Source organism: Pedobacter sp., from assembly GCF_045628745.1.
GTDB lineage: Bacteria > Bacteroidota > Bacteroidia > Sphingobacteriales > Sphingobacteriaceae > Pedobacter.
This window is the reverse complement of record NZ_JAZQPU010000036.1, coordinates 1-3,371: the sequence shown is the minus strand read 5'-3', so window position 1 is coordinate 3,371 and position 3,371 is coordinate 1. Positions and strand designations below refer to the sequence as shown.

Annotated in this window: 5 protein-coding genes and 1 pseudogene; 1 reads left to right on the top strand and 5 read right to left on the bottom strand. The window is 36.8% G+C overall.

Going from position 1 to position 3,371, the window contains the following annotated elements:
• A pseudogene (locus tag ACR2F7_RS01490) lies at positions 1–193 on the top strand (bifunctional molybdenum cofactor biosynthesis protein MoaC/MoaB); the annotation flags it as partial.
• Between the two features lie 171 nt (positions 194–364).
• Here the strand turns inward: ACR2F7_RS01490 and ACR2F7_RS01485 are convergent.
• The 5 genes from ACR2F7_RS01485 to ACR2F7_RS01465 all read right to left on the bottom strand — a co-directional run.
• Positions 365–1,213 carry an SDR family oxidoreductase gene (locus ACR2F7_RS01485; protein WP_432711838.1) on the bottom strand — a complete coding sequence of 283 codons (849 nt, stop codon included), beginning with the start codon at positions 1,211–1,213 and terminating at the stop codon, positions 365–367.
• An 82-nt stretch (positions 1,214–1,295) separates the two neighbouring features.
• Positions 1,296–2,195, bottom strand: coding sequence for a helix-turn-helix domain-containing protein (locus ACR2F7_RS01480; RefSeq protein WP_432711837.1), 900 nt, complete (start codon positions 2,193–2,195; stop codon positions 1,296–1,298).
• A gap of 72 nt (positions 2,196–2,267) precedes the next feature.
• Complete coding sequence (locus ACR2F7_RS01475) at positions 2,268–2,648, bottom strand: DUF2752 domain-containing protein (RefSeq protein ID WP_432711836.1); 381 nt, start codon at positions 2,646–2,648, stop codon at positions 2,268–2,270.
• A 32-nt stretch (positions 2,649–2,680) separates the two neighbouring features.
• Positions 2,681–3,019 (bottom strand): TM2 domain-containing protein, encoded by a 339-nt coding sequence (locus tag ACR2F7_RS01470; RefSeq protein WP_432711835.1) that lies wholly within the window; start codon positions 3,017–3,019, stop codon positions 2,681–2,683.
• Between the two features lie 120 nt (positions 3,020–3,139).
• On the bottom strand, positions 3,140–3,371 hold a 232-nt coding region (locus ACR2F7_RS01465; RefSeq protein WP_432711834.1), incomplete at its 5' end, for a hypothetical protein.

Genomic DNA, 3,371 nt, shown 5'->3' with positions numbered 1-3,371 from the left:
TATGGAAACAGCGAGGCGTTATGGTCAGGAGAGAATGCCTTATGCCATGTTATCGCGCAGTGTTGCTGGTTTTATCGGGGAAACTTTAGTGCTTACCTTCCCAGGTTCTAAAAGCGGGGTAGAGGAATATATGGCGGCTTTGTTTCCACAGGTGCTGCACTTATTTAAGGTAAATAAGGGCGAAAAACATTAATGCGATCAAGCCTTTGAATCACTTATGAAATCAAAGGCTTGATCAAGACATTTGTCTTATACGCTATAAATAGGTTTAGGCTAGTGTTATTAGGATTTTTCCTCTATATAAGATCATGCGTCTGCCGTAAAACATCAACCTTTTTTAATGCGATTTCCTTAAATTTGAAAGCTAATTGCTTTCAAAAGCAGTCGAAGTAGCTAATGCTTCAAAATCATCCATACATTGTGCGATCAATGCATTTTTCTTTTCAACCACAGCATAAGCGTCTTTACCTAAAAATAGATGCAAGGGAGGTTGGGCAAGCTCACTGATTTCCATGAGGATTTCTGCTGCACGCTCCGGATCGTTAGGCTGGTTACCATTTATTTCTTCAAGATGAGCCTGCTCTGAAGCACGAGCACTTTTATAGGCTCTAATAGGCTGTAGTGCCGTTTGTATGGAACCTTTGGATAGAAAGTTAGTGCGGAAATAACCCGGATAGACCACAGAAACATTGACACCAAATTCTTTCATTTCCTGTGCTAAAGCTTCAGTAAAACCAACAACGGCAAACTTAGTAGCACAGTATATTCCAAATCCGGGAAAACCACCATCATAGCCACCAACAGATGCGATATTGAAAATATAACCACTATTTTGAGCACGTAAATAGGGTGCTACATTACGAATAACGTTCAGAGAGCCGAAAACATTGACTTCAAAATTGTTTTTCACCTCCTCCTCACTCAATTCTTCAAGTGTACCAATCTGGCTAAAGCCTGCATTGTTAACCACAACGTCGATTTCACCAAAATGACTGATGCATTCTTTGACCGCCTGATTTACATTTTCATTATCCGTTATATCCATTTCAATAGGGAGAAAGGAGGCTGAAGCATCGCCTAATTCTTGGATCAGCGAGTTGATTTTGCGGGAGGTAGCCGCAACGCGGTAATTATTTGCCAGCAGTTTTTTAATTAGAGAAAGGCCAAGGCCTTTTGAGGCTCCTGTAACGAACCATACTTTTTTTGTTTCCATATTATTGTGTTTTGAATAGGAAACAAAAGTACCTTAGCCTGCATGCTGAAAATAACAAGAATCGAACAGATGCTTACGAAATTCAAATATTTCTAAATTTTGTAGGACTCAGGAGGCTGTTCTTTTTGAAGAAGTTATTGAAATGAGGAACCTCCAGAAATCCCAGGGCATAGGCAATTTCAGAAATGTTCCAGGAGCTGTGTTTCAATAATATTTTAGCTTCCTGAAATATGCGCTCTGAGATAATGTCGGTGGTGGTTTTTTGCACGGTTTCCTTTAAGGCCCTGTTTAAATGGTTAACATGTACACCCAGCTGATTGGCAAAGTCTGAAGGACTGCGAAAGTTTAACCGCTGCCTGGTGTCATCGATGGGGAATTGGCGTTCTAAAAGTTCAAAGAACAGGAGGGATAATCTTTTAGCGGCGTTGTTATCTTCGGGAGCTAACTTATTGCTGGGTTGCAATTTCATTGCCGTATGGATGAGGTTAAATACTAAGGTTCTCAACACATCATACTTATGGATATAATCAGCATTTATTTCTTCAAACATCTGTTTATAAATAAGTTCAATTGGAGCAGCTTGTTCATCAGTAAGCTCAAAAATTGGCGTGCCATTCGGTTGGAAAACCGAATACTGATTTAAATTTCCATATTGATAAAAGAAGGAAGGCGTAAAGATGCAGAAGCTCCCCGTTTGAATTTTATCAATTTCTTCCCAATTATAGGGTACCTGAGGATTAGCAAATAACAAAGCCTGCTTTTTAATTTCAATGACTTTGTCGGCATAAAAGACCTTATTGTTTCCTTTGATAAAGCTAATCTTGTAATAATCTCTTCTGCTATAGGGAATAGGTTTAGCCCCTTGGCCAATAAAAGGATCTAATTTGAAAACATTGAAATGACCTATTTCTTTACGAAGCGAATCTGGCACCCAGTTGAGTTTGGTTGCATAGAATTCTTCAATACTTTCATTCCTGTTCATAAAGCTAAATTACGAATTTCAAACAATAAAATCGAGTGTTTGATTTTTTGTGCCTGGTGCGGTAGGAGGCAATTATATTGCTTTGATGATGTTCCAAATCCAATTGAGCATAACAAGGATGATCAATGGCATTGCATATTGGGGGTATTTTAAATAGGTCTCTATTTTCTGATAAAAATCAAATAATGTTTTTCTTTTAAATAGCAGGTCTAAAATAATCCACATAGGTAAAAGCAGCATAATAATTGCAACTATAATGCCCATAGGGTTTAACTTAAGTGATTGCACAAAATTGCCATTTATCAATGCTATGATGGAACGAGTGGAGCCACAGGAAGGGCAGGGTATACTTGTAAAATGCTTAATTAAGCAAACTTCAATTTGTTTATCAGCATTTGTATAGGATAAACAAGTGTAAAGCCAAATATACCCTGTTATACAGGCTATAAACATTATTGAATACAGACTATTCCTGTGAAGATGCATTAATACAAAAACTGTTGAATTTTTTGCATATTTTTCTCCTTTGTAGCTTTCTGAATCAAAAACCAGTCTATAATGGCCCAAAATCCGAAACCACCACAAGTTAAGAGTTTACCTATACCAAGCCCTGTGTCGCCAATTAAAAACCTGTCGATGCCAATACCACCCGCTAAAATTGAAACAATTAAACTTGTAGTTGGATCTTTTAATTGTAGGGTAGAAATATAACGCCATTTAGCATCATCAATTGAGATTAGTCTTTCTCGAATTACATTAACCTGGTGACTTTCGAAAAATTTTGCATTCGACATGATAAACATGTCTACTTTTTGTACATCCATTACTTTTACTTTATTTGTTCAAATATTCTACTTGTATGGCTTTGTATTTATGCCCTATTTTTTTTAATGGTTGCAAGCCTCCATTATATTATTCAACTATAAATGAAATCAGTGTTTTTTTTAACCAGGTATATCAAAGCCTATACTCGTTGGTGTTCTTAGTACAGGATCTATTTTAGAGCGTTGTTTACCAGGATATTCTGGAATGAGCGTAAGGAAGCGAAGGGTTTCTTTAAATATCAATTGATGAACTATTTGTCTATATTCCTTAAAAAAGGATGATAGCATATATTCACCAACAGTGAATATTAGTAGATTTTTGAACACTTTAAAGATGTTCTTATGGTGTTGT